Raw genomic sequence first — 1,557 nt, 5'->3', positions numbered from 1 at the left:
CCTCCCCCGGCGTCGGGTCCGTCGGGGCGAGGCTTCAGCCCCAGCACCGCCTCCACTGCCTTCGTGAGCGTGGGCACCGGCCGCACGTCCAGCGCCGTCAGGGGCGCCGCGTCGAACCCGCTGCCCTCCGGCACGAACACCGCCACCTTCCCCCCCCCCGGAAACACCTGCTTCACGTAGGACTGCGCCACGCCCAGCTTTCCCTGGAGGAACTCGCGCGGCGCGGGCGCGAGCTTCTCCCCATGCGCCTCCAGCGCCACGCCCGTGCCCAGGAAGGGCGACGGCAGCGGCAGGCCCCCGAGCAGCGCCACCCACGCGACGAACAGCGGCAGCGACGCGCTCCGGCCATCCAGCGTCACGTTCCGGCCGCGCGGCGAGACGTACAGGTCCGTCTGTTCCCACGGCAGCGCGTAGCGCGCGCGGCCCACCGCCGACAGGTGGCGCGCATGGTCCTGCCACGCGGGGGTGAAGGCATTGCCCCGCGACACGTCCGTCCACAGCCGTCCCTGGCCGGGGCCCACGGACACCTCCACGGGCACGACGCGAAAGAGCGCGTGTCCGCCGACGTCCGCCTGGGTGAAGAGCAACACCTGCGTGGATGCGGGCAGCATGGGCGGGGAGGAGTGTCGGCGTGCGAGAGGAAAGACACGGCCGGGAGGAGGACCACAGACCTCCTCCCGGCCATGAAACGCGTTACTCCGCGACGACGATCACGCTCATGCCGTTGGAGCAGGTGCACTTGTCGGACGACGCGGACACGCGGACGATCTCGGACTGGATGTACATGGTGGTTCTCCTGGATGGATTGCTGCGTTCACTGCCACTGCGGTGAAACATGGCGGAGTGTGGACAGGGGGTCTGACATTGCCTGCCAACACACCGGTGCTTCATTCCAGCCGTGAAAGGACGTCTCACGTCTGGCATCACGCGCACCCGGGGCGACCCGGGCACACGGGATTCCCAAAGGCCAGGACATGGCCCGGCCTGTCCCTCTCACGAGGGAAAAGGCGCTACAGCGGACGGCGGAAAGTCAGACGGGACGCGAGGGCTCGCACAGCCCCAGCTCCTGGAACTGCGTCACGGTGCGCTGGACGTCGGCGCGGATGGCCTCTTCCTGACCCGAGGCGCCCAGCCGGAGCGCCAGCGACGCCACCGCCCCGTCCAGGGACGTGTCGCCCTGGCACAGCTCGAAGATGCGGGCGGCGGTCTCATTCACCCGGAAGACCTCCCCGCCCTCGGTGTCCAGGAGGAAGAAGGCTTCGCCCTGCTGCTGGACGATGACGCCGGAAGTCGCGCGGGGCAGATTCAAGACATCCCCCTCCGAAGGCGCGGCCCTTGGGGATTCCTGACGGAAGCGGAAGGCGTCGGAACCCGGCTCAAGCCGCGCTGTTATAATTCCATGTTTCTAGGTGTTCTCACAAACACTGTCAATACATGCAAGGATTCAGGTTGGGGACCCATGAGAGGGTTTGCGAACGTGCCGGGTCGTGAGGCGCCGCGCCGGTCCAGGGCGGGGACCGGCTGTTGTGCGGTGGTGGGCGATTGACGGGCGGGGGT

At 68.8% G+C, this 1,557-nt stretch carries 2 protein-coding genes; both read right to left on the bottom strand.

The window, feature by feature from the left end; translation table 11 throughout:
* Positions 1-611, bottom strand: a 611-nt coding sequence (locus D7Y21_RS41165) for a hypothetical protein (RefSeq protein WP_147469540.1), incomplete at its 3' end; no start/stop codon positions are given.
* 419 nt (positions 612-1,030) lie between these two features.
* A complete protein-coding gene (locus tag D7Y21_RS41160) occupies positions 1,031-1,309 on the bottom strand; it encodes a PqqD family protein (protein WP_158619170.1) in 279 nt (92 codons plus the stop codon).
* Between the last annotated feature and the right edge of the window lie 248 nt (positions 1,310-1,557).

The sequence above is a fragment of the Corallococcus sp. AB045 genome, from assembly GCF_003668895.1.
GTDB lineage: Bacteria > Myxococcota > Myxococcia > Myxococcales > Myxococcaceae > Corallococcus > Corallococcus coralloides.
This window is presented reverse-complemented; position numbering and strand designations above follow the sequence as displayed.